This is a genomic window from Agrobacterium sp. 5Ca50, from assembly GCF_055381905.1.
The window spans coordinates 1681641-1707936 of sequence record NZ_AP026438.1; the positions used below are offsets into that span (position 1 = coordinate 1681641).

Consider the following 26296-nt stretch of genomic DNA (forward strand, 5'->3'; position numbering starts at 1 on the left):
GATATATTGCTTGTAGTTATTCGCAGTTTGCGAGGTCGCGCTTGACCGAGATTGCAGCGATGTGGACCCGTGATTCAGCGATTTTCCTCGCATCCGCATCACGCGCATCAAGCCCGCCGATATAGCCCTTCACCTCGCGTGCGATGCCCGTCGCGGCAAGTCGGCAGCTGATATCGAGGCGTTTGTCTTTCCCCATCGGGTCCAACAAGCCGGAAAGCTTGAGAAGCTGACGTTTGTCGCCTTTCTCGTAGTGAGATTTCGCCTCGGCACGCAACGCGGCCAATCCCTCACCTGTCGGCGTATAAGCCTCACCAGCCGCATGGCCCGGCGCCCAGCATGAACTCGCGGCGCAAAAACCAAAGACGTACAAAATCACCTGCATTCCAGGCATGACACCCATTCCCCGCTACGCATAAAACACGTTAAAGTAGATGTATACATTGCCACCCATACCGAACGCTCACAAAAAGCACAACTGTCACGGACGCCTCTTTCACTCGCCTTGATGTCAGAATTTCCGGCATGAAGACCCCGCCATCAAGACGTGCCTCTCAAGATTTCGCCTTGGCGGCCAGGCGTCAACAGCAATGGTTTCGGTCATATTTTCCGGTACATAAGCATGAAAATTGATACGCAACCCTGACGTTAATCAAAAACGAAACAACGTACCAAAAGTATTGCATTTGCCAAAAATTTAAGCCATAAGCCGCCAATAGTGCAAAAAAGCTGTTACAACTGATCTTTGGTTTGCAAAAACAGACGGCAACACGGTGAAAAGCACAGTGATGAATGTGGAAGAGGCAGCGTTGATCCCGCTTGACGAGGCGTAGACATAGGTGTCGACATATGACCAAAAACACTTTTCAAACGCCAGTTTTTGCCCTGTCTGTATTGCTGTCGCTTGTGGCTTCGTTATCCGGCGCTGACGCGCAAGGAACAGCGGATTCCGCCTATTTGGAACGACGCAACGATCACGGTATAGTTGTATATTGCAGCGGAAAAGGTTTGCTGGACCCAGATGCGGAGCAGTTTTTCAAGGTTGGCACGGATGAGATTTTTGGCGAAGTCGAAAACACGCCCGAAGCCGAGCTGCATGAGCAAAAGGGCCGCGAGGGAATTTCCTATCTTCAGGGCGAGGAACAGTCACTAACAGATCTGGCTGCGGCACATGGCGTTAGCGTCGATGAGGTCTGCGGCCAGTACCGGGGCCAAATCACCCTTGGACGCATGATGGCGAAAAACAAAGCTGGCAAATAATCGATACAGCAAGAGGATACTCGATGAAAAACCGTTACCTGGCACTTCTCTCGGCAGCAACTGTACCGCTCATGATGCTGGCATCGGCTGCATCTGCGGATGAAACGCAGCAATTGTACAACAGCTCGCGAAACCAACTCGGCCTGATCAAATATTGCGTTGAGCAAGGCCACCTGAGCGACGATACAGTGAAAGCCTACCAGAATATCGTAAGCGTTCTGCCTACCCCTGCCAGCACCACGGAAGGTGACGCGTATGAAGCGGAAGGCGCAAAGGGAAACAGCTTTGACGGCAGTTCCGGCGTGTCGATGGAAGATATTGCACAGGGAACCGGAATGACGGTTGCCGACCGTTGCGCTTCGTTTGAAGCATTGACGAAGCAATAATCTAGTCTGAGACGTAACTGGGTTAACCTCGAAGGTCTCGGCTCTCACCAGCCGGGACTTTCTTTTTGGAGGCGCGATCCCGTTTGGGACCTCACAATAGCCTTTGGTGAAAGATGCCTGTATTTTTCTACAGCTTAGTCGTGTTGGCCACCTCAGTGACGGCCCTGCCACCAGACGCTACAAATGAATGCATCGCTGAAAATGGCGATAACGCCTTGTCGCAACAATCCTTCGGCGCATGGACGCTGTTTCACGCAAAATGTTCCTGCATGCTGTCTCTGCCAGGTTCCGGTGACAGCAGTTTTGACATGCTTGTGGTCAAGGCGACCGGCGACCAGAAGGTACCGCGTTTGTCTGTCATGGTCTCTGTGACACAGGAATTTCCCGATGACGTCGAATACTTTCCAGTCATCATCAACGACAAACCGATTGCGGCAGGAGCCCAGCCAAAGGTTGGCGTTTTCCTTGTGGAACTGGAGGGACATGTCGACTGGTTCAATGAGGTCGCCCAGTCCGGCAACATCAGCATCGGCCCCTATATTTTTGGGTCCGATCAATCAGACAAAGCGGTTTCCGCGCTGCAGACCTGTTACGCCGCGCTCGAAGGAAAGTAGTAAACGTTCCAACGCATGGCATCTGTCAGCACGGGATACGAAACAGAGTTTGCCTCAACGCACCCGCCCTGCTCAATCCACCTTCAGCACCGCGCCGGTGTCATATTGGCGCACATAGTCCACACGTTTGCCGTTCCAGTGATAACAATAATGCCGTCCCTGATCGGGGATGCTGATCACGTCAGGCCAGAACACGCCGATGCAACGCCCGCCCGGCATGCGTACACTGTCCCATAACAGGCCGTCGCTGCCAGCGGAGCGCAGCCGTTTTCCCTCGACATGCGATGCACTGTAATCCGTGGGATGCAGCACACCAGGCACGGCGTTCACATCATCCAGTGTCCTGTCGATACGGCCCACCAGCACCCGGAAATCGGATGTCCAGCCGGGTGCCTGCTGTGTGGCGCGCATAAAATTCTGGTGGTGATGCACGGTTTCTGCCACCGCCACATCTTCCGTGCCGCCGGCATAATAAATGCCATAGCTGCCATCGCTGAACCGACCCGGCCGATCGGTGGAACAATGCACAAAGGGTGCCATGACAAGGCTGGAGCCGGGGCCCGATACCCGCCGGTCGGCTGGCACCTTGCCCAGATCACCCACCTCGTAACGCACCCGTGGATTGGTCTTTTCCTCCACGGCCACCAGCGCTTCCCAGTCACGCGGGTCAGCGATATCTTCAAACAGGTGGATGGGGGGAAAGATAGACCGAATGATGCGGTAGGTCTGCGAACGCACATGGGCGCGAACGGACAGGTGCCCTACCATGCGCTTCTCTCGGCATCGAGCCATTCACGCATCACGGCCAGATCCGACAACTCGCCTTGCAGCATGATGTCCAGTGCCGACTTGCCAGCAAAGGCAGCGTTGGGCGCCTTGATCCACTCGTAACCGCGCGCCACATCCTTGAACAGATAACGCACCCCCTTGTGGATGCCCATCAAATGCGCCATCCGCATTCGTAGATCACGGTCTATGCGGCCGGGGCTGCCCTCTTTCCAGCGCGCCCAGGTGCGGGCGGAAAGCCCGCCCAGTAACGTGCAGGCCTGCGCATCCGTCAGCTTCCAGGCATTAAACAGGTTTACCGTGGTGCGTGCCAAAGCTCCGGCTTCCGCATCGCTGATGTCTGCTGAACTGGTATCGGCCAGCGTGGACACAATTGGCTGTAACAACATGGCAACCTCACATTTTGGCGTATAAATAACATAGTTATGCCATTTGGCAAGGATGTTGACGATACACCATCGTTTCGCAGCAGCGTGAGCAGCCTTTTTACAAGCCGCATGTTCCTGCTAATTAACAATTGGCCTTTAATCTGGGCGTTGCAGAAAACGAAACAGCATGAGACACCCCTCTTCCGCCAAGCAGCGATGACGTGACCCTACGGTGAGCCGCAATTGATTTTCAGTAAAGACCCGAAGACAAATCGCCTCTTCGAGATTGAATGCTTGCGCGGCTTTGCAGCTCTTTATGTGGTTGTTTTCCATGTGTTGCGGCCAGAGGTCCAGGAATATTCCTACATCCTGTCCATTCCCTTCCGCTTCGGGCAGGAGGCGGTCATCCTGTTTTTCCTGCTATCAGGTTTTTCAATCAACTATTCCTGGTCGCAACGGCCACAAAAGACCTTCCGCATTTTTGCCCGCGACCGGCTGGTCCGCATCATGCCGATCTTTCTGGTCGCACTGCTTGCCACCTATCTCTTTACCGCACTGGCAGCCCGTGAATGGATCGACATCGACCTCGGCACCTTTATCGGCAATGCGCTGATGCTGCAGGACCGCCCTCGCCTCGGTACCATTGTTGAACCTTACATGGGCAATCAGGCGCTGTGGTCGCTGTCCTACGAAGTGGCCTTTTACCTGTTTTATTATGTGCTGGTGCGCTTTACGCCGCCGGCACACCGAACCGTCGTTGTCGGCATCACCTCGGTGGTGTTTTTCCTGGTCATGCTGGCCTACCCCAATCAACTCAGCCGTTTTCTGGCTTATTTTTGCATCTGGTGGCTGGGTGCAGTCATGAGTGAAATCTATCTTGGCCGCGCGCAGGCAAAGGAGTTTTTCCTGGCGCTGCTGCCGGTTGCTCTGGTCGCATTCTGCCTTGCTCTTTTGGCCTCCAACAGCGGTGTGGAGATTGATATTGGCACAAGTGTGCTGTTTCCGTTTCTGGAACTTCGCCACTTTGCGGGTGCCTTGGTCATTGCGCTTGCCATGTTTGTCTGGTCGCTCAACGGCTGGAAAGGCTTCCAGCCGCTGTTTGCACCCTTTGCCTTGCTGGCACCGGTCTCTTACGCCGTTTACGTGCTGCATTTCCCAATCATGGCGGACATGCGCGAAAGCCTTGAACTCTCGCCCTGGCTGACCATTCCAGTCACCGCCTTCGTCACGCTGGTTTTCGCCATGCTGCTGGAAGGCCCGTTCCAACGCGCCATCAACCGCGCATTCAAAGCCCGCAAACAGAAGATCAGCCTCACCAGCGAAAGCCACCAGACGCCTTGAAAAAACAAAGCACGGATTTGTTAGAGCTTCCTGCCGGTTGGTTGTCGCCGTCCCCGGAATCTGCCCGGCAATTTGAGCAGGAACTGCAACGGGAGTTGTGCCCGCAGCACGTGCTTTACAATGTTCCCGCACAGGCAGTTGGACGAAAAGACCGGCGCGATGATTTCCTCTTCAAAATTCCGGACAATTGTTTTGCGCAGGTGCATCTGACATGGCGACAGGAGACAGACCCGCTTTGGCCCGCAACAGATGTGTTCTCATCCTTTGAAGCGTGGAAAACTTCTCTTGATGATGAGGATTTTGATTAAGAACACCAAAGCCTTGTCAGTGCAGTTTCAACGCACGGACAGAAGGTATTTCAGACCTTGGGTGAAACCGCGTGGCGCAACGGTCAGGTGATCTTCGTCCTCAAGCACAACTGATTTCAATTGCAGGTTCGGATAGTGACGGCTTTTCAAAGCCGCTTCGAAAGCCTTGTTATCCGCCACCATATCCACCGACTGGTTGTAGCGTCTGTCGCCTTTGCGCAAGGCTTCGTAAGCGCCGACATAAAGATAGACCTTGGCGCTCAAGTCCTTGTTGCTTTTCGCGTAAATCTCTTCCAGCTTCAAAGCATGGCGTTTGTCATACCACAGCGACGGGCTACCAAGCACATAGCCGTTAAACAGGTCAGGCTGCGTCAACAAAATCTGCGCGCCGAGCAAAGACCCGTAGGAGTGTCCAAGGAAAAACGAACCCGCAGGATCGGTCCGGTAACGGGTGGCGATGAACGGTTTGACCTGATCGGCCAGATAACGCTGATAGGCTTTTCCTTCACCATGCACTGCGCCTGTTGATGCCGTGCTCGGACCTCTAGGGGTCGGGGTATAATCACGCTGACGACTGACTTTTCCATCCTCACCCTTGGCATAGGACAGGCCAACAAGGATAAATTCCTTGATCTGCGGCCCCTCGACGTTAAGCCGACGGCCGATCTGCCGAATAATCGGGAAAGCGTAGTCAGCATCCGTGACATAAAGCACGGGGTAACGCCGGTTTGGCTGGGTGGCATAGGACGGCGGCAAAGCAACAAAGACCTGGTAGCCGCGCCCGGAAACAGGATCTGGCACATCCCAGACCTCACTACCGACTATCTCATAGGCCCGCCCCTCACCCGCCTGCGCCTTTGGTGCCGACTGCGCGTAAGTTTGCGTTGCAGTACCGGTAACGCTGACGACAGCCATGAGTGCCGCCAGCAGGATATTTTGAATATTATGTCGCACGCGCAAATCTCCGCCCAAAGAATGTCGATACGGTCAGCCTCTACGGACGGATATGCGCGGCAATAAGACCAGAAGTCTGGCAAATGGATATGTGCTTAACAAAAACAAAACCTGGGGTTGATGACGGTAACATATATTAAGCCGCTGATAAGCCAAGCCAGCCGTGAAAACCACCGCCGCACCGGGCTAAAGATGCGCGAGGGCTGCAATGTGGTCAGCCTTGGCCTTCATCACTCCGGGCGCAGATGAATGGCCACAATCGCGCCGCCCTCCGGACGATTGCTGAATTCAAGATGGCCGCCATGCGCTGTGGCTATGGCCTGCACGACAGACAATCCAAGCCCGGTGCCGCCGGTTGCCCGTGAGCGTGATGGATCACCGCGCCAGAAGGGATTAACGGCCACCGCGTCCATATCTTCAGGAAAACCGGGGCCGCGATCGAGAACACGGATAACCACGCTGCCGTCGGGCAAACCTTCCGTCTCGCAGCGCAGCCAACGACCACTTTCGGCATAACGGCTGGCATTGTTGAGGAGGGCCAGCACCGCCTGGCGCACCCGTGAGGGGTCGGCTAAGATCGTTGCCGGTTTCAGGGCGGTTTCAATCTCGAACGCGCGTTCCTCCAGCATCGGCCGGGCCGCTGCAACAACCGCCTCCACCACCTGCGCCACATCAAGCGGCTGGCGTTGCATCACCAGCTTATGGCCAATCGCCAGCGACAGGGTGCGCAAATCTTCGACAATTCGCCCCAGCCCCTCCACCTGCAGCAGAAGGTCGGAGATAATCTTCCGCTCCATCGGAAACACGCCGTCAATCATACCTTGCAGCGCGCCCTGTAGAATGGTCAGCGGCGTGCGCAACTCATGGGCAATGGCCATATTGTTGAAACGCAATCGCTTTTCCATCGTATCAAGGCTGGTGGCCAGCGCATTGAACGTCTCGACAAGACTTGAAACTTCCTGCGTATTGCTGGTGGAAACCGCAACCCGTGCTGAGAAGTCACCCGATTTCAGAGCCTCTGCCGCCACGGTCAGATCTTCCAGCGGCCGGGCGATGCGCCGCGCCAGATAGATGCCGATAATGGCGCAAACCAGCGCGGACAGCAGGCCACACACAAGGGCGGCAAGCTGAATTTGCAAATCGGTCTGCGCATCCTGGGCGTTCAGATGTTCCACAAGGATTTTGACGCCAGCACCATCGGGCACATCGCCTTCGGTCAATGCCTTATAGGCCGCTGCGGCCTCTGGCGGCAGGTTGCTGTTGATGGTGTCATCCAGATAAGCCGAATACCGGTTTACCCCGACATAGGCCATGCCAACGCTGAGCAACAACATGGTTGCGATGACGATGGCTGTCAGCGTTGCAAGCGACAGGTTTTTAAATCTCGGCAACCTCATAGCGGATCAGAAAACCGGTAGCCAATGCCGCGCACGGCGGAAAAGAAACCGGTTTGCCCCAACTCTTCCAGCTTGCGGCGAAGGTTGGAAATATGCGTATCGACGGTGCGCACCAGCGCGTCACTTTCTGGCAGGCACGCGTCAAGAATATCGGCGCGGCCAAATGCCTGCGTCGGATGGCGGATCATATGCGCCAGAATGCGAAATTCACTCAGCGTCAGTGTCAGGGCAATACGCTGCCCATCCTTGTTGACGAAAACCGAATAACTGCCGAAATCCACTTCAATCGCCCGAAACCGTCGTATTGTGTCCTTTCGCTCCCCCAGTGTCCGGCGCAACACCGCCCTCACCCGCGCCACAACTTCCTGCGGGTTGAACGGCTTTACCACATAGTCATCGGCGCCCAGATGCAGGCCGCTCAACCGGTCCAGATCATCGGCCAGTGCAGTGACCATGATGACAGGTGTCGAACTGGTCTGGCGAAGGCGCGCCAGTACACCCAGACCATCCAGCTTGGGAATGCGCACATCCAGAAGCACGATGTCCGGCTTTAGAATGGCATGGTGCTGCAGGGCGGTTTCACCATCGGCGGCATGCACGGTGCGAAAGCCGTCGCGCTGCAGATATCCTTCAAGGATCATTGCAATTGCCGGCTCATCCTCAACGATGAGAACAAGATTATTGTCCACTTTTGTCCCTGGCTATCATTTAGGTCTTACATTTGGCCGTCAAAGCCGCCGCGACTATGGGAAATAAACGGCCCTCACGCAATTCCAAACAGTCTCTTGATCGTCGGAAAACTCAATCTGAACAGGCCCTTGATCGTGTCTTGGCCGTTTCTTGACAATTGAATTTCAAATTCCGGCCACACACGGGCACCTGGCGTCACTCAACGGCGCAAGGCTGCTCCATATCGTCGAACTTACGCATCAGGCCGGTGGAAAATCTTGCAGCATTTTCCGGTCTGTGCCGTGGCCTCAGGAATGACCGGCATGTCAAAAACCGCATCGGACTATCTGTCCCACGCGTCCCTTCAAAAACACCGACCGACAGCACAGACAGGCACGGAAAGGGCCATCAGCCTGCTTGGCACAGCCATTGTGTTGACCAGCTTTTTCTTCGTGGTCTTTCCCATGGTGGACCTTGCGGCATCACGCTGGTTTGCGCGCGGCTCGGTGTTTGTTCTGGCAGAGCAACCCTTCCTGAAAGGCGTGCGAAACGTCAGCCGTGGCAGCGTCTATTATATCATCGGGGCCATGCTGCTGCTCCTTGGCCTCAACCTGGCTTTGCCGCGCAAATACCGGTTCTGCCCGTTGCACAAGCCACTGTTCGTGCTGCTCAGCTTTGCCGCAGGGCCGGTCATCATTGTCGAGACATTAAAGGCCCTGATTGGTCGCGCCCGGCCCCGCCACCTCCTGGAATTTGGCGGCAGCGCAGATTTCACACCAGTCTGGCAGTTTGCCGCCACCTGCGCACGCAACTGCTCCTTCCCCTCAGGCGAGGCATCGGGCGCAGCAGCCGCTCTTTCACTTCTGGTGTTTATCCCTGAGAAATTGCGCAGCATCGCCGTCCTCTTTCTCACGCCTTTCCTTGCGGTGATTGCGCTTAATCGCGTGCTGTTTGGCGCCCATTTCCTGTCTGATGTCCTGCTTGGCTGGCTGCTGACTTTGTTTGCCATGGTGCTGATCTGGCGGTGGTTGTTGCCACAGCAACAACGCATCGATGCGTTTCTGACCCGGGCATGGGTCGCACCAGCCCCGCGCAGATAGCCCCGCAGCACCTCCCTTTCCAATCAACATCAATGACAAAGGACAAACCTGTGAGCACACTTCTTATCGAAAAATATGTCGATGGCATCTGCGTGGAAAAACTGCAGCTGCCTGTCACGCCGCTGCACTTGCTGGCAAAACTTCTGCCGTCAAAGGCGCGACGCGACATGCTGCGCCATGGTCTCGACATCGACGCCCTTCTGAACGACCCGCCAACCGCGTTCACCGAACAATGGCTTGATGTTGAGGAAAAGAATGTGGCAAAGCGCATCCGCATTTCCCGCCAGTAACCGCCTTGGCAATCATGGCATCAGGCGACGCCTTGAAATCCATGCACCCCAGAACAAGCTGGCAAAAAACTGCGTGGGGTGTTCAAACCCGTTTAGTGTAAACAGCGTATCGACCGCTTCTTGCGAAGCTGGCGGTTCGGCACCTTGCAATATCCTGTCCATCTTTGCCCTGATCTCGTCCGGCTGCGCGCCGGACATTTTCCACCGTCGCGCCCATGCCGCCATGAACAGCGGCTGAGACTGGTAGGCCCGGTAATTTCCCGCCACCACAAGCGGTGCACCGTCTTTCAGGTGGGCTGCCAGCTGGCGCATGATGTCACGCTTGGCGGCATCACCGGGCAGGTGGTGCAAAACCCCAATCATGATGGCGGCATCAAACACCGCATCGCCGGCAACAGACGACAGGTCACCCGCTATGCAGGTAACCCGCGCCGCCAGCCCGGCATTGGCAATGTTTTCCTGCGCCGCTTCCAGCATCGGTGCGGACGGATCGACAGCCACAAAGGACCAGTCGGGTTCCAGTCCTGCAAGGGCAATGATCTCGCCAGCCGTGCCGCCTGCCCCAACCACCAGAATGCGGGCCTGACGGACATCGGCGAGAGAGGCCGACACCATGCAGGCTGATAGTTCATGGCAGGCATCGTAACCGGCAAGCGCAATCCGGCTTTGGTGCGCATATTCCTCTGCGCGTGACTGATCAAATTTGGTGACGGAGTTTGCGGGTGTGTCTGACATGACGGCAGTCCATTTTATGGCATGAGTGCGTTGTCATCAGTTTACCTCAATACCGATCAAGCATATGGCTAATTGCATGATCGAACGTTCAAATCCGAACCAGAAGCATGACCGGCTGGCAGCCTTCCTGCGCACCTATGGTCTTCAAGCCCATCACGCCGAACAGCCAGACAGCGCCAATCTGCTCATTCTGGATGCGGATGGCGCAGGCGCGCCAACCCACCTGCTTTACCTGCCGCGCAGCGCCGGGGCGCCCCTGCCGGACACCACGCTGCTGACCGGCGCTGTCATTGATTTCAACGGCATCATCAATCCACTGGTCAACACCCTGCCCGACAGATTGTCGTTTGATCTTTCGCAGGAACCACACTTGCGCGGGCTGTCAGACCTCATCGTCACAGAAAGCCTTGAACGGCGCTGTGGCGGCGGCACGATCTTTGCCCGGCTGTGCGAAGTGGTCGTGGTTCTGGCCATCCGCAAGGCCATTGCGGCAGGCACCGTCAATGCCGGGCTGCTGGCCGGACTTGCGCATGCTGAGCTGCATGTCAGCCTGATTGCCATGCATGAAGACCCGGCACGTGACTGGCAAATCAGTGAACTGGCGCAACGTGCGGGGATGAAACGCAGCACCTTCATCGCAACCTTCAAACATGTGGTCGGCCAACCACCCGCCGCTTATCTCACGCAGTGGCGGCTGTCGCTGGCGCGCGCGCAATTGCGCTCGGGCCGCAGTGTCAAATCAGTCGCCGCTGCCGTCGGCTTCGGCAGTGCAGCTGCGTTTTCACGGGCATTTTCCCGCTCATACGGCTACGCGCCGCGGTTTGAAACAGACATCATAGAATGCGCAGATGGCCGGACAAGGCCAGCCACTCTGAACGCACACCTGCCTTAAATGGTCTCCCATTCGGCTCGCAACATGCCCATGATAGCGGTGTCCCAGCGCTCGTCGCCCACCTGAACAGACGAGCGCCGCACCCCCTCCGGCACAAAACCCACCTTGGCATAGGTGCGGATGGCCGGCGTATTCCAGGTATAGACGTTCAACTCGACCCGTTCGATTTCATTGTGTGAAAAAGCCCGTTCGAGAACTGCTTGCAGCAACGGCCCGGCCAGTCCCTTGCCGCGATGATCCGGGGCAATGATCACCCGTCCGATGCGGGCAACGCCATGCCGCCAATCCATGGCCAACTGAATATGCCCGGCCAGCGCCTGATTGGCATCAACCGCCATCCAGCACAGGCGTTTGGGCGGCGTGCTAGACGCCTCGGCCCGCATCTGCTCCAACTGCTCGTCACTGACAGGAAAACTCAGGTCGGGGCCGCCCCACTGCACAAGCTCTCGTTCGCTGGAAAGCCAGCTGCGCAAGACGGAAAAGTGCGCAGGCTCAAAATCAATCAGTGTCATCATGTCCGCATTCACAGGTCGTTCTTCCAGACGTCTTTAAGGTTGGTTTCACAGTACCGGGCCATTTTCCGTTTTGCCACGCCGCGCCCGCTGGTGCCGGGTCCACCAGTTGTCACGGCAGATAACGCGGAACTCGTGCTTGAAGTATCTTCACCAGTTCGGGGTCCATGAACTCGTAATCATCTGGGATATCAAGACAGATAAGCCGTTTGCCGAGCAGGAACTTTTTGTACTTTTGCTGAACTTTGTTCCGGTGCGCCTTTTCCATGACGAAGATGATATCCGCCCACTCGATCTGTTCACCATCGAGCGGATTAACAGCGTCATTATTGGTTCCGGCAGACGAAACCTCAAGATTGTCCCATCGTGCGAACACCTGTTCGGCAGTGGGGCTGCGCAGTTTGTTTTGACTGCAGATGAATAATACGCGTTTGATTTTCGGCCTCGATGATTCAGTCAGCACTGCTACTTTGTAGCAATGAATTTCTCACAATTGCAACGTGAGGTTTCGGCGTGACCGATCTCTTGAAACACTCACATCATGCTCAACGTCGCCCAGGCCAGCACCACGTAGCGACCAACCTTGGCGATGGTGACGAGCAGAAGAAACACCGGAAAAGCTTCGCGCATCACGCCAGCGACCACGGTTAAGGGGTCGCCGATAATCGGTGCCCAGCTGAGCAGCAGTGACCATTTGCCGTAACGCTGGTACCAGCCCTGCGCGCGCTCCAGCGATGTCTGCTTGACCGGAAACCATGGCCGGTTGCGGAAGCGTTCGATGCCGCGCCCCAGCAGCCAGTTGACGACGGAGCCGAGCACATTGCCGACGCTTGCAACTGCCACCAATATCCACACGGCATAATGGCCGGTATAGATCAACCCCACCAGCACCGCTTCCGACTGGGCGGGCAAAATGGTGGCGGCCACAAAGGCGGCCATAAACAAGCCCGAGAGGGCAGCAAGTTCAGTCATCAGTGGTGGGACCATTCCATGTGGTGGCTGTCGATGATGAAGGTATGGCGGTGGCGATAGACCCTGCCCGCCCCTGTGCGAAATGAAGGCGCGGGTAAATCGCGTCGGAAGCGTCAAACATGGTCAAAGCTCGCCCGATGCCTCGCGGCGGCGCTGTTCCAACTCTTCACTATAACGGCGCAGTGTGTGGCTTTCGGTCAACAGGCCAACCGGCCGGTTCTCGATCTTGTCATTGACGACAACCAGCGCTTCGCTTTCCGCTGCGTCAAAGGCTGCTGCCGCCTGCCGTGCATTCATGGTCGGCAGCAGAATGTCGTTCTTGTAATGCAGATAGGTTCCAAGATTTATGGTTTCCGGATCACGGTCCATCGGGTCTGCATAGATTTCCGGCAACAGAACCATGCCGGCATAACGGCCGTCATCATCGGTCATGATCACCCGCTGCGTGGAACCCAGCGGAAACTTTTCCTTGAAGTCGGAAAGCCCCATGCTGACATTGGCCTTGCGAATGTCGGCACGCATCATGCGGCCCACCGTCAGGTCACGGATCCAGCCAATATCGTGGGCGCTGCGAATGCTTTCACCGCGCAGGTGAAAACGCCATGTGGCGAAGGAGTAACCGAAGGTGGTTCGCACCACCAGCGATGTGGTGACAACGGCTGCCAGCACCAGCACGGAAATCTGGAAGTCCCCGGTCAGTTCCAGCGCCAAGAAGGTCATGGTCAGTGGCCCGCCAATGATGGCGGCCGCAAAGGCGCTCATGCCGATAACGGCGTAAACGATGGGCGCGGTCTGGCCGTAGCCGATGAAGGGCACGATAATGGCAAAAATCTTCCCCAGCAGCGCGCCCATGAACAGTGATGCGAAGAACAGGCCACCACGGAAGTTGGAGCCGATGGAAATCGCACTGGCGGCCGCTTTCAGCAGAAACAGACCGGCCAGCATATAGATCGGCAGGTCGGCATCGATGTTGAGATGCAGCGCCCCATGGCCGCTGGACAGAACCTGCGGTGAAATCAGCGCAAGTGCCCCCACCACAGCGCCGCCCAGCATCGGGCGCAACCATGTGGGAATAGCGCTCTTGCGCGCTGTTTCCTCAATGAAGGACACCGCCTGCATGAGCACGATGCCGATCGCCGCGCAGATAATGCCAAGAATGATGGCCGGCACATAATCCGGTGCCGTCACGCGGCTCGCGTCAAACAGGTCGATTGTCAGGCCATGGCCACCAATAAAACCTATGACGATGGTCGCAACCAGCGCAGAGACGATCAGCGGTGCCAGCGTGACAATCGTATAGGTGCCAATAATCAGTTCAATGGCATAAAACGCCCCGGTCAGCGGCGCATTGAAGGCGGCGGCAATGGCACCGGCGGCCCCGCAGCCAACCAGAATACGCATGTCGCCGCGCCGCAGTTTCAGCTTGGTGCCAAGCTTTGAGGCAACACCACTGGCAATCTGCGTGTAACCGGCCTCAAGGCCCACCGACGCGCCAAAACCGTTGGACACGATGTTTTGCAGGCACACCAGAATACTGTCGGTCAGGGAGATACGCCCGCCATGCAGCGCATTGGCCTCGATGGGGTCGATCATCGGTTTTTTGCGGGTTTTCGACAGAATGAAAATGATCAGGCCAAGCACCGCGCCACCGGCCATGGGCCCGACAAAAACAACCCAGCCCGAAAGAGTGCTGCTGCTTAACCGCTCAACCCCGAACACCAGCACATGCAACGCCGTGCTCATCGCGCCAATCAGCCAGACAAGAAGTCCGGCGGCAATGCCGATGATGACAGCCAAGGCCACCAGCCCAAGTTCGCCACGCCGGAACATGGCGCGCAAGCGGCTGGCCCGCACATTGTCGAAAAAGCTTGCCATATTGGGAGCACGGAAAGGCTTGGTCGACATGGTAGTCCTTCACAGGCAGTATCAGGGAGCGTTGACTTCAACCTCGAAACGCATCTGGTCATAGGCCGGTTCAACATGATCTGGCGTTTCGCGCATCACGGTATCGTAATCCAGCGGCGTATGCATGTGCGTCAGCACTGCACGTTTTGGCAACAGCGTATTGATGCATTCCAGCGCCTGCGACAAGGACAGGTGGCTGGGGTGCGGCTGGTATTGCAGCGCATCGATAATAAGCACATCAAGCCCCTGCAACTGCGCGAGACTTTGCGTGGGGAATCGGCTGACGTCAGTGCAATAGGCCACATCACCCATGCGGAAACCCAGCGAAAAAATATCGCCATGGTGTTGCAGATGCGGCGTAAAATCGATTGGCCCACCCTCGCCCGCAATCACGAATGTACCGGCCTTCGGGTCAATGATATTGGCCTCGATGATCGCGGGGTAATTGCTGCCCACTGGTGTCTTCAGGCAGTAAGCGAAACCGTCGCGAATGCGGTCCAGGGTCGCCTGGTCGGCATAGACGGGAATACGCTGTCGCTGCAGCGCCCAGTAGACCCGCAGGTCATCAATGCCGTGCAGATGGTCGGCATGGGCATGGGTGTAGATAACGGCGTCGATATGGTCAACACCGGCGCTGATCATCTGATGGCGAAAATCAGGCCCGGTATCGACAACGACTGTGGTCTTGCCGCCATCAGGCGCAAATTGCTCCACCATAAAGGCGGCCCGGCTGCGCCGGTTTTTCGGATTGTCAGGGTCGCAGGCGCCCCAGTCACCGTTGATGCGCGGCACACCGGGGGACGATGCGCAGCCTAGAACTGTAAAGCGTCTTTTATAGACGCTCATCCCAGCCTCGGCATTTTTGAAAAGCACCGAAATGCATTTTCTGTGGTGATGCGCGCCATCTCGGCGTAGCTCATGTCATGCACCTCGGCCAGAACCTCGGCGGTGTTGATGACATAGGACGGTTCGTTGCGTTTGCCGCGCCAGCGCTTTGGCGCCAGATAAGGCGCATCTGTCTCTACCAGCAGGCGGTCGAGCGGAACGGTTGCGGCAATGTCCCTGATGTCCTGCGACTTCGGGAAAGTCAAAATGCCGGAGAACGACACATAACCACCAAGCTCCGCACCGGTTTTTGCCAGTTCAGGTCCGGCCGAGAAACAATGCAGGATAAACGGAAAGGCACCCTTGGCACTTTCGTCTTTCAAAATGGCTGCCATGTCATCATCGGCACTGCGGCTGTGAATGACCAGCGGCAGGCCGGTAACCCGTGCTGCCTCGATATGGCGCAGCAGTCCGGTTTTCTGGTCTTCAGGCTTTTGCGTGTCGTAGAAATAGTCCAGACCCGCCTCGCCAATCGCCACGATCTTGTCATGGCTGTTGGCGATCTTGATGAGCTCCTCGGCAGTTATGTCGAGTTCTTCATCTGCATTGTTAGGATGAGTACCCACCGAGCAGAACACTGACGGGTACTTTTCCGTGATTTTCAACAGCTCTGGCAAACGCCGCACACGGGTTGAAATCGTCACCATCTGCTTGACGCCGGCCGCGTGCGCGCGCGCGATGATGTCATCGCGCTCCGCTTCGAAATCCGGAAAATCCAGATGGCAATGAGTATCGATCAGCATCTGTTATACCTTACGCTTCCGGCGCCACATAACGCGGGAAGACCGGTGTCGGCGCCTCAAGCGGTGTGCCGGGAACCAGACGTCCCGCCTCACCCAGCGCTGCAAAATCACGCTTGTCAGCTGGTGCTGCCACCAGATCCAGCAGCTTTGCGGTGCTGTCAGGCATGAATGGCTGCAGCAGAAGCGCAATCTGACGCACGACCTCAGCCGTCACGTAAAGCACAGTGCCCATACGCTCCGGGTCGGTCTTCTTCAGCGCCCATGGCTCCTGACCGGCAAAATAACGGTCGGTTTCAGACACAACGGCAATGATCGCTGCCAGCGCCTTGTGGATCATCTGCTTGCCCATTTCGTCGCGGCAGATTTCGAGCAGCGCATCGGCAGAGGCCAGCATCGCCTTGTCGTCATCGGTGTAAGCGCCCGGTGCCGGGATCTTGCCATCGCAGTTCTTGACGATCATCGACAGCGAACGGCTGGCAAGGTTGCCAACGCCATTGGCAAGGTCGGCATTGATACGGATGCCAATGCCTTCTTCGCTATAGCTGCCGTCCTGGCCGAAGGAGACTTCGCGCAGGAAGAAATACCGCACCTGATCAAGGCCGAAATGGTTCACCAGATTGACCGGATCGACCACGTTGCCGAGCGACTTCGACATCTTCTCGCCCTTGTTGAGCAAGAAGCCGTGGGCAAAGACGCGCTTTGGCAAAGGCAGACCGGCGCTCATCAGGAATGCAGGCCAGTAAACGGCGTGGAAACGAATGATGTCCTTGCCGATGATATGCACGTCGGCTGGCCAGTACTTGGCGCGTGGACCATCCTTGTCTTCAATGTAACCGGTGGCGGTAATGTAGTTGGTCAGTGCATCCACCCACACATACATGACGTGTGCGGGATCGTTCGGCACCTTGATACCCCAGTCAAAGGTGGTGCGCGACACCGAAAGGTCACGCAGGCCAGACTTGACGAAGGAGATCACTTCATTGCGACGCTCGGCCGGACCGATGAAGTCTGGGTTTTCTTCGTAAAGCTTCAGCAGCTTGTCCTGGTACTCGGACAGCTTGAAGAAGTAGCTTTCTTCCTGGACCCACTCCACCGGCGTGCCCTGCGGCCCGTAACGTACGCCATCGGCGCGCACTTCGGTTTCGTCTTCGCCATAATAGGCTTCGTCACGCACGGAATACCAGCCAGCATAGCTGTCCTTGTAGATGTCGCCGTTATCGGCCATCAGGTTCCAGATATTGCGCGATGTCTCGTGGTGACGCTCTTCGGTGGTGCGGATGAAATCGTCATTGGACGCGTTCAGCAGCTTGCCCATGTCACGGAACTGGTCGGAATTGCGCTGCGCCAGTGCTTCCGGCGTAATGCCCTCTGCCTTGGCGGTCTGCTGCATCTTCTGGCCATGCTCGTCGGTTCCGGTCAGAAAGAACACATCACGACCGTCCAGACGCTGGAAACGCGCCATGGCATCGGTTGCGATCAGCTCATAGGCGTGGCCGATATGCGGCTTGCCATTGGGGTAAGAAATCGCGGTGGTGATATAAAAAGGTGTCTTGTCTGTCATGACGGCTATCAGCTTTACACTATGTTTCCTAGGTAAACCGCTCATAGCCTATTGTTCGCACAAGCGAAACACCAACTTGGACGCGACGAGGCTTTTTATCTGACGTGAGATGACCCGAAGCAGCGCGCAGTCAGCGCTGCATTTCCTCGAGAATGGAAAGCACAGTCTGCTTGCGGTCAAGGTTATAGGCCTGCGCAATGGTGATGCGTTCACCGATCGAGGATGATAGCCGGGCGTGATAGTCGGCCGCATGCAGGTCACCAGCCAGCGCTGCTGCCTTGGCACGGGCAATCAGTTCCTCGCTGGCATAATCCATGAAGAAGCTCAAAACCGTATCGCTGTCCTTCTGCGACAGCACATAGGCCAGCTTGTGCATGGATTTTCTGGCCGCAGGGCCAGTATTGCTCATGATCGCGCCAAAGGCCTCGATAATGTCGGCGCCGCCGTAGTTCAGCAGCTTCAGCGCTTGCGCCACGCTGCCACGCGCCGCCGTCAGCAACTCGGCCTTCTTGTCGTCAGGCACACCAACGCCAAGATTGGCCAAGGAGCGTTCCAGATTACCGTCATCAAGCGGGTTGAGTTTCAATGGCAGGCAGCGCGAACGGATGGTTGGCAGCAACTTGCCCGGCGCATGCGACAGCACCAGAAACATCGCCCGTTTCGGCGGTTCTTCCAATATCTTCAAGATAGCATTGGCGGCGTTGCGGTTCAGGTCATCGGCGGGATCGATGATCACGATACGCCAGCTGCCGGTGCCCGAGGTCTGCGAAAAGAAATGCCCGGCACGGCGCACTTCATCGACGGTGATGGCAGACTTCACCCGGCCGGTCTTTTCATCGACCGGACGCGACAGGTGCAGCAGGTTATGGGACGCACCGGACATGATCTGACGGCTGACGGCACTGTCAGGCACGGGATCGGCAATCACTTCAGGTGCGCTGGCCGGATCGGGATAGGACAGAATGTGATTGGCAAACCGGAAGGCAAGCGTTGCCTTGCCAATGCCTTCAGGCCCCTCGACCAGAATGGCATGGTGGCCTTTGCCGGAACGGTAGGAGGTTGCCAGAAACTGTTCAGCCTCGGCATGGCCGAAAAGTTTCGTGTTCTGCGCCGGTGGAATGGCACCTTCGAGAACGCCCGGAATATCGCTCATTTCGATGCCTGCTTCTGCGCAGCTGGTGTGTTCAGCAATGGCTCAACCATCGCCCACACATCTTCCGCCACCTGTTCCAGCGGCTGGTCGGCATTGATCACCCGGCAACGACGCGGATCGGCAAGCGCAATATCCAGATAGGCTTCACGGCGCTTTTCATGCGTCTCGATCTCTTCCTTCTCGAAACGGTCAGGCACCGCACCGTCGTCGGCACGTTTACGTGCACGTGCAAGGCCTGCCGCAGCGGGAATATCGAAAATCAGTGTCACGTCGGGCATAAAGCCGTTGACAGCAATACGCTGTAATGTCTCGATAAAGTCCGGTTCAAGATTGCCTGTGGTGCCCTGATAGACGCGAGAGGAATCCAGAAAACGGTCGCACAGAACAACGGTGCCTTTTTCAAGCGCCGGGCGAATAACTTCTTCCACATGGTCGTTGCGCGCAGCAGCAAACAGGATTGCCTCCATGCGCACGCCGAAGGATTCTGCAGCACCGGACAGCAGCACATGGCGCACGGCTTCTGCACCGGTCGAGCCGCCCGGCTCGCGGGTGATGATAACGTCGAGGTCGCGCTCACGCAGTTGCTCTGCCAGCATGCGAATCTGCGTGGATTTTCCGGCGCCCTCGCCACCTTCAAAGGTTATGAACAATCCACGTTTATCGGACAATTTCAGCATTCCCGTTTGCTTGATCGGCAAATCATCAATTTTCAAGCATAGTTGAATATTCGGTGGGCGACCAGTCGCAACACCGGTGTTGTTATAACCAGAAGAACAGAAGCTCCATAAGCGCATCTCCGGCGTTTTGCGAAAGAGTACCCTTTTCCACAGACGCGGTTGTGACCAGCGGAACCTCGCGAAGCAAGCGGTCACCGGCAAAAATCTGCAAGGTACCGACCGTAAAGCCGGGCTCTACCGGCGCGTTGAGCGGCCAGTGGTAGACAATATTGCCGGTCAGGCGGTCCGGATTGTTGATCGGCACGACAATATTGACCGGCTCTGCCACCGCAACATCGATCGACGACTGCGTACCACCGTAAACACTGACGGCACCCACGGTCTCGCCCTTGGCGTAAAGCGTGCGTTTCTGAAAACTCGTCAGGCCCCATTCCACCACACGGCGGGTTTCTTCAAACCGCACCTTGTCATCGGGCAGACCGGCCATGCCAAGATAGATGCGGCGGCCGTCACGCTCGGCGGAGGCAACAACGGCAAAACCATTGGCCTGATCGAAACCAAGTCCCAACCCGTCAATGCCCGGTGCCGCACCCAGAACCGTGTTCTTGTTGCGCTGGTAGATCTTGTTCCACTCGAAATCCGGCTTGGTGAACAGGCTGTAAAATGCCGGATAGGTCTGGTGCAGGTGCTGCGCCAACACCACCATATCCTTGACGGTGGTTTTGTTGCCGGGGTCCGGCAGGCCGGTGGAGTTGGTGAACGCGCTATGTTCCAGCCCCAGCTCAACGCCGCGCTCGGTCATGCGTTTGGCAAAACTGGCGTCAGAGCCGGTCATGCCTTCGGCCAGAATGATGCAGGCATCATTGGCATTCTGAACGATGATACCGGTCAGCAGATCCTTGACGGGGATTTGGGATTTCAGCGCCGCAAACATGGTGGAGGTGCGCGATGGCGCGCCACCGGTGCGCCAGGCATATTCCGATACGGCATAGGTTTGCGTGGGGCTCAGTTCGCCCTTCACCACTGCATCCAGCACCAGATCAACGGTCATCAGTTTGGAAAGCGAGGCAGGCGGAAACACCTCCTCTTCATTTTGCGACAAAAGCACCGTGCCGGTTTCGGCATCGATGACATAGGCCTGTTTCGCCTTGACCGTAAAGGCGGCCGTCTGGGCATGCGCCACCACTGGCTCAACAACCGCACCTGTTACCAGAACGGCCAAAAGACTAAGGGAATGGAGTGTGGTCTTACGCATGAACGGCCCGAATCGTCGTCTCATTTTTGCGATGATACGCATTGAACCCTGTCTGGCGGTTAAAGCGTACCGCCAGATCAATGACCCGTGAACAGATATTACTGTCTGGCCTGCTTCTTTTTCACAAAGCTGAGAATGGACTGCTCTGTCAACTCGCCACGATCACCTGTCAAAACCTGCTGGAACACGGCTTCGGTCTTCGAGGTCGTGTCATTGTCGGCAGAATAGGCAGCGGCATATTTGGCAGATGGCAGTCTCAGATAGTTGCTATCCGGACGCTGCTGCACGAAGGGGCCAATTTCCGGCAGAACCATAAATTGCTCGTAGCCCTGCTGCGACTGCGCGGCAGGCGCTGCATTGGCAAACGGTGTCGGCGCCTGCAGCGTATGGCTTGGCGTGTTGCCAACCAGCGATGTCTGCGCAGAACCGGAATAGGTTGGATTGAAGGATGGCACCGGAATATTATCCCGTGAGGCGGACGCCACCATCACGCCGGTTGCAATCTGCCCTTCAGGGTTCACAGCCGGGCTGCGCGACCCCTTCGGAATATAGGATGCCATCAGATACGGCATGTCATGGCCGTCCATGCGGGCACGACCCACATATTGCACGCGCACATTGGCAGTGCCGGTGCGTTTCATGTCGAGAAGTTCAGCCGTCTTGCTGGAAACGTCGATGATGCGGCCTTCATGGAACGGTCCACGGTCATTGACGCGAACGATGACCGAGGAGCCGTTTTCAGTATTGGTAACGCGGGCATAGCTGGGTAGCGGAAATGTCGGGTGCGCACCCGAGAGATGATCAGAATCGTAAACTTCGCCATTCGCTGTCAGGCGACCGTGGAAGGCAGAGCCATACCACGAGGCCAGACCACTCTTGTCATAACCGGGATCTTCCTTCGGAAAATACCGGCGGCCTTTCACTGTATATGCATCACCGACCATGAAGCGCCCGCCCCCTTTGGGGACGTTTTTGCCTGTGGCCACGCGAGGACTTGCCTTCACGCCATACTCGGATTCGGAGAAGTATTCCTTGCTCCGTGTTTTCTTCTTAGGCTCGGATGTTGTTGAACAGGATGCCGTCGCCACACACAAAGCTGCGACCGCGAAAAATCTTGCGCTCAATCCGAATTTATTGCCGTCAAAAGTCAAAACTACGCCCCATCCTGCTGTCTGGCCAGCTTCCACACTGGCCGCGATGCTTGATGGTATTGACCTGCCACCAAGCGTCTAACAGATGCTTAATCTTGTGGACAACATGGCGAAAATGCGAGTCCTGATGCCTTTTTCGGTAAAATTGTATTGGTTATGGTTAGCAACAGGTTAATGCGGGCCGGTTTGAACGGCCTGCCGTTACGTCAGATTGGGTCAATATCACCCTTGGCCCACATCTCCTGCGTTTCCGCATAAAAGTCCTCAAAACGCCCCTCTTCGATGGACTTGCGGATGCCCTGCATCAGCTCCTGATAGTAGGCCAGGTTGTGCCAGGATAGCAGCATTCCGCCCAGTGCCTCGTTGGAGCGGGCAAGGTGATGCAGGTAAGCGCGCGAATAATCACGCGACGCCGGGCAGTTGGACTGTTCGTCCAGCGGGCGCATGTCTTCGGCATGGCGTGCGTTGCGAATATTGACGCGGCCACGGCGGGTAAAGGCCAGACCATGACGGCCCGAACGGGTCGGCATCACGCAATCGAACATGTCGATACCGCGTGCCACAGACTTGAGGATATCGTCAGGTGTACCAACGCCCATCAGGTAACGTGGCTTTTCGCTTGGCAGCACCGGCAATGTGGTGTCGAGCATGCGCAGCATTACTTCCTGCGGCTCACCCACGGCCAGACCGCCAACCGCATAACCCTTGAGGTCAAGCTGCTTCAGGCCTTCGGCCGAACGGATACGCAGTTCAGGAACATCACCACCCTGCACGATACCGAACATCGCCTTGCCGGGCTGTTCGCCAAAGGCCACACGGCAACGTTCTGCCCAGCGCAGCGACATTTCCATGGCGCGCTCGATTTCCCGCCGCTCGGCAGGCAGCGCCACGCATTCGTCCAGCTGCATCTGTATATCGGAACCCAGGAGACCCTGAATTTCAATCGACCGTTCCGGCGACATGTGGTGCAGGCTGCCATCGATATGGCTCTTGAAGGTCACGCCCTGCTCGTCCAGCTTGCGCAGGCCAGACAGCGACATCACCTGAAAACCGCCGCTGTCGGTCAGGATCGGGTGTTTCCAACGGATCAACTCATGCAGACCGCCAAGGCGCGCCACGCGCTCCGGGCCTGGACGCAGCATCAGGTGATAGGTGTTGCCAAGAATGATGTCGGCGCCGAGATCCCGTACCTGATCGAGATACATGGCCTTGACGGTGCCAACAGTACCAACCGGCATGAAGGCTGGCGTGCGAATGACACCACGTGGCATGGCCACTTCGCCAAGACGGGCGCCAGCGCTGGTGGCCTTGAGGGTGAACGTAAATTTGTCGTGCATCAGTTTTTCCGGAAAAGCAGGCTGGAATCGCCGTAGGAATAAAAACGGTAGCCGGAGGAAATGGCGTGCGTGTACGCACGGCTCATCGTTTCCAGGCCACTGAACGCTGAAACCAGCATGAACAGTGTGGACCGCGGCAAATGGAAGTTTGTCATCAGCACATCAACCACCTTGAAGCGGTAACCGGGCGTGATGAAAATGTCGGTGGAACCGGACCATGGCTGAATGGCGCCACTGTCGTCGGCTGCACTTTCAATCAGGCGAAGTGACGTCGTGCCAACGCAGATGATGCGCCCGCCCCGTGCCTTCACCGCATTGAGCTTGGCAGCCGTTTCCTCAGAGACATAACCAACCTCATGGTGCATGCGGTGGTCATTTGTATCGTCGGCTTTGACGGGCAGGAAGGTGCCAGCACCGACATGCAGCGTCACGAAGTGGCGCTCGATACCGGCCTTGTCCAGCGCCTCAAACAGCTCTGGCGTAAAATGCAGACCGGCGGTCGGCGCGGCAACCGCACCTTTTTCCCGCGCATAAATGGTCTGGTAATCGGTCTGGTCCTGTTCATCTTCAGGACGCTTGGCCGCAATATAGGGCGGCAATGGAATATGGCCAACTGACGCAATCGCCTCATCGAGAGCCGGACCGGAAAAATCGAACAGCAGGGTGATTTCACCCTCCTCGCCCTTTTCCTCGACGGTCGCATCCAGTGTGCCAATCAGGCAGGCCTCACCATGCCCACCACTGGCACCCGTACCGAAACGGATGCGGTCTCCGGCCTTGATTCGTTTGCCGGGTTTGGCAAAGGCTTTCCAGCGCGATGCACCAACCCGCATATGCAGCGTCGCAGAAACCGGCGTTTCCGGCGCACCTTCGCGCAGGCGTACACCTTCAAGCTGGGCTGGAATAACGCGCGTGTCGTTAAACACCAGCGCATCGCCCGGCTTCAGGAACGTTGGCAGGTCAATGACGCTGTGGTCAGACAATTCTGTCGCCAAGGCCCCAGTGTTCGGATCAACCACCAGCAGGCGTGCGCTATGGCGCGGATTGGCCGGGCGCAGCGCAATATTTTCATCTGGCAGGTCGAAATCGAACAGGTCTACACGCATTTTCAAGACTCTCAAAAAAACATCAAAACCCGCTCCGCATGTCTGCGAAGCGGGTTCTGCCGTTAAAATCGCAAATCAGGCTTCGGAAGCCAGACGGATCGAAACGATGGAATCAGGATCGCGAACAGGTTCGCCGCGCTTGATCTTGTCGACAACTTCCATGCCTTCAATAACCTGACCCCAGACCGTGTACTGCTTGTTCAGCCAAGGAGCGTCGGTGAAGCAGATGAAGAACTGCGAGTTGGCAGAGTTCGGGTTCTGCGAACGGGCCATCGAGCAGGTGCCGCGAATGTGCGAGGTTGCGGAAAACTCAGCCTTCAGGTCCGGCTTGTCGGAACCGCCCATGCCAGCGCGGGCCGGGTTGAAGTTTTCAGAACCCTGCTTGCCGAACTGCACGTCGCCGGTCTGCGCCATGAAGTCTTCGATAACGCGGTGGAAAACGACGCCGTCATATGCCTTTTCCGCAGTCAGTTCCTTGATGCGGGCAACGTGACCAGGGGCAACTTCGGGAAGAAGCTGGATAACAACCTTACCCTTGGTGGTTTCCATAATCAGGGTGTTCTGCGGATCTTTGATCTCGGCCATTTTTATCTCCTTCAATCGGGCTTTCTGGCCCTGTTTCAGTTTTTGCCGACAGTGACTTTAATCATTCTGTCCGGGTCGGAAACTTCGCCGTTGCCGCCTTCGCCGCGCTTGATCTTGTCAACCGCTTCCATGCCGGAAACGACCTTGCCAACCACGGTGTACTGGCCGTTCAGGAACGGACCCTGATCGAACATGATGAAGAACTGCGAATTGGCGGAATTCGGGTTTTGCGAACGGGCCATGCCAACCGTGCCACGCTCAAACGGTGTCTTTGAAAATTCTGCAGGAATATCCGGCAGCTTGGAACCGCCTGTGCCAGCGCGACGGGCGTTAAAGCCGTTTTCCATGTCGCCAAATTCCACGTCGCCAGTCTGCGCCATGAAACCGTCGATCACGCGGTGAAATGCAACATTGTCATATTCACCGGCCTTGGCCAGTTCCTTGATCTGCGCAACGTGCTTTGGTGCAACTTCCGGCATAAGCTGGATAACCACCGGACCATCCTTCAGCTGAATGGTCAGGAAGTCGTCATCGGCAGCCACCGCGTTGGTGATGGCCGCGCCAAGAAAGAGTGCGCCAGCAAGGGCAAGGTGAAGCAATTTCATATCAAGCTCCGGAATTCATTAATGTGAACCAGGTCAACTCTGGCGTTTGAATTTACCACTCAGCGCGGTCAGCACTGCGGTCGGTACAAAGGCAGAAACATTGCCTCCCATGGCAGCGATCTGGCGAACCAATGTGGCGGTAATGGGTCGTGATGCGCTTCCGGCCGGAATGAATACGGTCTGTATATCCGGAGCCATCTGCCTGTTCATGCCAGCCATCTGCATTTCATAATCCAGGTCGGTACCATCGCGCAGACCGCGCAGCAAAATGCTGGCGCCGTGCTTGCGGGCGGCATCCACCACCAAATTATCAAAGGAGACGACTGAAATACGGTGTGCGGCATCAGGCAGCGCCTGAACAAGCGAATCCTTGATCAGCCCCGCCCGTTCATCGAACGAAAAAAGCGGTGTTTTGCCGGGATGGATGCCTACGGCCACGATGACGCTGGATGCAATATTCAGCGACTGGACGAGCACATCCAGATGTCCATTGGTCATCGGGTCAAAAGACCCAGGGTAAAAAGCAACCGTCATTTCGCTCTCAAGCCAGTACGATGTCGCCGCCTTTTGTCATGGACAGCAGCGCATCGCAAGAGTTTTGCCGTTTCTTGCAACCATACACGCGGTTGCGACGCCATATTTGGGGCATCCCGCACAAAGCCGCAACCTGTGACGCCGCACTTACCCGACAAAGCAGACAAAATTTCCATACCCAACAGACATCTAAGGATAGCCCGTTGCCGTTTTCAGAC

Annotated in this window: 32 protein-coding genes; 9 read left to right on the plus strand and 23 right to left on the minus strand. The window is 56.7% G+C overall.

Going from position 1 to position 26296, the window contains the following annotated elements; all coding sequences use genetic code 11:
- Positions 1–16 precede the first annotated feature (16 nt).
- Positions 17–391, minus strand: a complete 375-nt coding sequence (locus ACZ5FM_RS08250; protein ID WP_464040314.1) for a hypothetical protein — start codon at positions 389–391, stop codon at positions 17–19.
- Between the two features lie 455 nt (positions 392–846).
- Between ACZ5FM_RS08250 and ACZ5FM_RS08255 the strand changes: the two genes are divergently transcribed.
- The 3 genes from ACZ5FM_RS08255 (at position 847) to ACZ5FM_RS08265 (ending at position 2257) form a co-directional block, all read left to right on the plus strand.
- Positions 847–1257: a hypothetical protein gene (locus ACZ5FM_RS08255; RefSeq protein ID WP_464040315.1), complete on the plus strand. Its 411-nt coding sequence runs from the start codon at positions 847–849 to the stop codon at positions 1255–1257.
- A 23-nt stretch (positions 1258–1280) separates the two neighbouring features.
- Positions 1281–1643, plus strand: coding sequence for a hypothetical protein (locus tag ACZ5FM_RS08260; RefSeq protein ID WP_275641315.1), 363 nt, complete (start codon positions 1281–1283; stop codon positions 1641–1643).
- A 113-nt stretch (positions 1644–1756) separates the two neighbouring features.
- Positions 1757–2257 (plus strand): hypothetical protein, encoded by a 501-nt coding sequence (locus tag ACZ5FM_RS08265; RefSeq protein ID WP_464040316.1) that lies wholly within the window; start codon positions 1757–1759, stop codon positions 2255–2257.
- 72 nt (positions 2258–2329) lie between these two features.
- Here the strand turns inward: ACZ5FM_RS08265 and ACZ5FM_RS08270 are convergent, their stop codons facing one another.
- Both ACZ5FM_RS08270 and ACZ5FM_RS08275 read right to left on the minus strand, forming a co-directional pair.
- Positions 2330–3025, minus strand: coding sequence for an RES family NAD+ phosphorylase (locus ACZ5FM_RS08270; RefSeq protein WP_464040317.1), 696 nt, complete (start codon positions 3023–3025; stop codon positions 2330–2332).
- Entirely contained in the window at positions 3019–3432 is a 414-nt protein-coding gene (locus ACZ5FM_RS08275; protein ID WP_464040318.1) for an antitoxin Xre-like helix-turn-helix domain-containing protein, read from the minus strand. The genes ACZ5FM_RS08270 and ACZ5FM_RS08275 overlap by 7 nt, the downstream gene beginning before the upstream one ends.
- 222 nt (positions 3433–3654) lie before the next feature.
- Between ACZ5FM_RS08275 and ACZ5FM_RS08280 the strand changes: the two genes are divergently transcribed.
- Positions 3655–4752: an acyltransferase family protein gene (locus tag ACZ5FM_RS08280; protein WP_464040319.1), complete on the plus strand. Its 1098-nt coding sequence runs from the start codon at positions 3655–3657 to the stop codon at positions 4750–4752.
- Positions 4749–5060 carry a hypothetical protein gene (locus ACZ5FM_RS08285; RefSeq protein ID WP_275641320.1) on the plus strand — a complete coding sequence of 104 codons (312 nt, stop codon included), beginning with the start codon at positions 4749–4751 and terminating at the stop codon, positions 5058–5060. The genes ACZ5FM_RS08280 and ACZ5FM_RS08285 overlap by 4 nt, the downstream gene beginning before the upstream one ends.
- A 27-nt stretch (positions 5061–5087) precedes the next feature.
- On the opposite strand, the gene ACZ5FM_RS08290 is transcribed toward ACZ5FM_RS08285, so the two are convergent.
- From ACZ5FM_RS08290 to ACZ5FM_RS08300, 3 genes are all read right to left on the minus strand, one after another.
- Positions 5088–6014, minus strand: coding sequence for an alpha/beta hydrolase (locus ACZ5FM_RS08290; RefSeq protein WP_464040320.1), 927 nt, complete (start codon positions 6012–6014; stop codon positions 5088–5090).
- Between the two features lie 230 nt (positions 6015–6244).
- Complete coding sequence (locus ACZ5FM_RS08295; RefSeq protein WP_464040321.1) at positions 6245–7411, minus strand: ATP-binding protein; 1167 nt, start codon at positions 7409–7411, stop codon at positions 6245–6247.
- Positions 7408–8100, minus strand: a complete 693-nt coding sequence (locus ACZ5FM_RS08300) for a response regulator (RefSeq protein ID WP_464040322.1) — start codon at positions 8098–8100, stop codon at positions 7408–7410. The genes ACZ5FM_RS08295 and ACZ5FM_RS08300 overlap by 4 nt, the downstream gene beginning before the upstream one ends.
- 303 nt (positions 8101–8403) lie before the next feature.
- Between ACZ5FM_RS08300 and ACZ5FM_RS08305 the strand changes: the two genes are divergently transcribed.
- Positions 8404–9180 (plus strand): phosphatase PAP2 family protein, encoded by a 777-nt coding sequence (locus tag ACZ5FM_RS08305; RefSeq protein ID WP_464040323.1) that lies wholly within the window; start codon positions 8404–8406, stop codon positions 9178–9180.
- A gap of 50 nt (positions 9181–9230) precedes the next feature.
- Positions 9231–9470, plus strand: a complete 240-nt coding sequence (locus tag ACZ5FM_RS08310; protein ID WP_464040324.1) for a hypothetical protein — start codon at positions 9231–9233, stop codon at positions 9468–9470.
- Between the two features lie 12 nt (positions 9471–9482).
- On the opposite strand, the gene ACZ5FM_RS08315 is transcribed toward ACZ5FM_RS08310, so the two are convergent.
- A complete protein-coding gene (locus ACZ5FM_RS08315) occupies positions 9483–10205 on the minus strand; it encodes a class I SAM-dependent methyltransferase (protein WP_464040325.1) in 723 nt (240 codons plus the stop codon).
- Positions 10206–10281: 76 nt separating this feature from the next.
- Here ACZ5FM_RS08315 and ACZ5FM_RS08320 point away from each other — a divergent pair, with 76 nt between their 5' ends.
- Positions 10282–11097, plus strand: coding sequence for a helix-turn-helix transcriptional regulator (locus tag ACZ5FM_RS08320; protein WP_464040326.1), 816 nt, complete (start codon positions 10282–10284; stop codon positions 11095–11097).
- Here ACZ5FM_RS08320 and ACZ5FM_RS08325 read toward each other — a convergent pair.
- The 11 genes from ACZ5FM_RS08325 to ACZ5FM_RS08375 all read right to left on the minus strand — a co-directional run bounded on the left by ACZ5FM_RS08325 (position 11094) and on the right by ACZ5FM_RS08375 (position 21704).
- The gene (locus ACZ5FM_RS08325; RefSeq protein ID WP_464040327.1) at positions 11094–11612 is read right to left on the minus strand and encodes a GNAT family N-acetyltransferase; all 519 of its coding nucleotides are present in this window, start codon (positions 11610–11612) and stop codon (positions 11094–11096) included. The genes ACZ5FM_RS08320 and ACZ5FM_RS08325 overlap by 4 nt on opposite strands.
- A gap of 109 nt (positions 11613–11721) precedes the next feature.
- Positions 11722–12045: a low molecular weight protein tyrosine phosphatase family protein gene (locus ACZ5FM_RS08330; protein WP_464040443.1), complete on the minus strand. Its 324-nt coding sequence runs from the start codon at positions 12043–12045 to the stop codon at positions 11722–11724.
- Between the two features lie 98 nt (positions 12046–12143).
- The gene (locus ACZ5FM_RS08335; protein ID WP_464040328.1) at positions 12144–12581 is read right to left on the minus strand and encodes a YqaA family protein; all 438 of its coding nucleotides are present in this window, start codon (positions 12579–12581) and stop codon (positions 12144–12146) included.
- Between the two features lie 123 nt (positions 12582–12704).
- Positions 12705–14486, minus strand: a complete 1782-nt coding sequence (locus tag ACZ5FM_RS08340; RefSeq protein ID WP_464040329.1) for a chloride channel protein — start codon at positions 14484–14486, stop codon at positions 12705–12707.
- A gap of 21 nt (positions 14487–14507) precedes the next feature.
- Positions 14508–15332, minus strand: coding sequence for an MBL fold metallo-hydrolase (locus ACZ5FM_RS08345; protein WP_464040330.1), 825 nt, complete (start codon positions 15330–15332; stop codon positions 14508–14510).
- Complete coding sequence (locus tag ACZ5FM_RS08350) at positions 15329–16114, minus strand: TatD family hydrolase (protein ID WP_464040331.1); 786 nt, start codon at positions 16112–16114, stop codon at positions 15329–15331. The genes ACZ5FM_RS08345 and ACZ5FM_RS08350 overlap by 4 nt, the downstream gene beginning before the upstream one ends.
- 10 nt (positions 16115–16124) lie before the next feature.
- Positions 16125–17675 (minus strand): methionine--tRNA ligase, encoded by a 1551-nt coding sequence (gene metG, locus ACZ5FM_RS08355; protein WP_464040332.1) that lies wholly within the window; start codon positions 17673–17675, stop codon positions 16125–16127.
- 130 nt (positions 17676–17805) lie between these two features.
- Positions 17806–18828, minus strand: a complete 1023-nt coding sequence (locus tag ACZ5FM_RS08360) for a DNA polymerase III subunit delta' (protein WP_464040333.1) — start codon at positions 18826–18828, stop codon at positions 17806–17808.
- On the minus strand, positions 18825–19496 hold the full coding sequence (tmk, locus tag ACZ5FM_RS08365) for a dTMP kinase (RefSeq protein WP_371815388.1): 672 nt from the start codon (positions 19494–19496) through the stop codon (positions 18825–18827). The genes ACZ5FM_RS08360 and tmk overlap by 4 nt, the downstream gene beginning before the upstream one ends.
- A 91-nt stretch (positions 19497–19587) precedes the next feature.
- Positions 19588–20760: a D-alanyl-D-alanine carboxypeptidase family protein gene (locus tag ACZ5FM_RS08370; protein WP_464040334.1), complete on the minus strand. Its 1173-nt coding sequence runs from the start codon at positions 20758–20760 to the stop codon at positions 19588–19590.
- A gap of 98 nt (positions 20761–20858) precedes the next feature.
- The gene (locus tag ACZ5FM_RS08375) at positions 20859–21704 is read right to left on the minus strand and encodes a septal ring lytic transglycosylase RlpA family protein (protein ID WP_441296635.1); all 846 of its coding nucleotides are present in this window, start codon (positions 21702–21704) and stop codon (positions 20859–20861) included.
- Here ACZ5FM_RS08375 and ACZ5FM_RS08380 point away from each other — a divergent pair.
- Positions 21703–21993, plus strand: a complete 291-nt coding sequence (locus ACZ5FM_RS08380; RefSeq protein ID WP_464040335.1) for a hypothetical protein — start codon at positions 21703–21705, stop codon at positions 21991–21993. The genes ACZ5FM_RS08375 and ACZ5FM_RS08380 overlap by 2 nt on opposite strands.
- Before the next feature lie 124 nt (positions 21994–22117).
- Here ACZ5FM_RS08380 and tgt read toward each other — a convergent pair whose 3' ends face one another.
- The 5 genes from tgt to coaD all read right to left on the minus strand — a co-directional run bounded on the left by tgt (position 22118) and on the right by coaD (position 26078).
- Positions 22118–23248 carry a tRNA guanosine(34) transglycosylase Tgt gene (gene tgt / locus ACZ5FM_RS08385; protein ID WP_192490999.1) on the minus strand — a complete coding sequence of 377 codons (1131 nt, stop codon included), beginning with the start codon at positions 23246–23248 and terminating at the stop codon, positions 22118–22120.
- Complete coding sequence (gene queA / locus ACZ5FM_RS08390; protein ID WP_464040336.1) at positions 23248–24354, minus strand: tRNA preQ1(34) S-adenosylmethionine ribosyltransferase-isomerase QueA; 1107 nt, start codon at positions 24352–24354, stop codon at positions 23248–23250. The genes tgt and queA overlap by 1 nt, the downstream gene beginning before the upstream one ends.
- A 75-nt stretch (positions 24355–24429) precedes the next feature.
- Positions 24430–24939: a peptidylprolyl isomerase gene (locus ACZ5FM_RS08395; protein ID WP_192490997.1), complete on the minus strand. Its 510-nt coding sequence runs from the start codon at positions 24937–24939 to the stop codon at positions 24430–24432.
- A 35-nt stretch (positions 24940–24974) separates the two neighbouring features.
- Positions 24975–25544, minus strand: a complete 570-nt coding sequence (locus ACZ5FM_RS08400; RefSeq protein WP_250985486.1) for a peptidylprolyl isomerase — start codon at positions 25542–25544, stop codon at positions 24975–24977.
- A 33-nt stretch (positions 25545–25577) separates the two neighbouring features.
- Positions 25578–26078: a pantetheine-phosphate adenylyltransferase gene (coaD, locus tag ACZ5FM_RS08405; protein ID WP_464040337.1), complete on the minus strand. Its 501-nt coding sequence runs from the start codon at positions 26076–26078 to the stop codon at positions 25578–25580.
- Between the last annotated feature and the right edge of the window lie 218 nt (positions 26079–26296).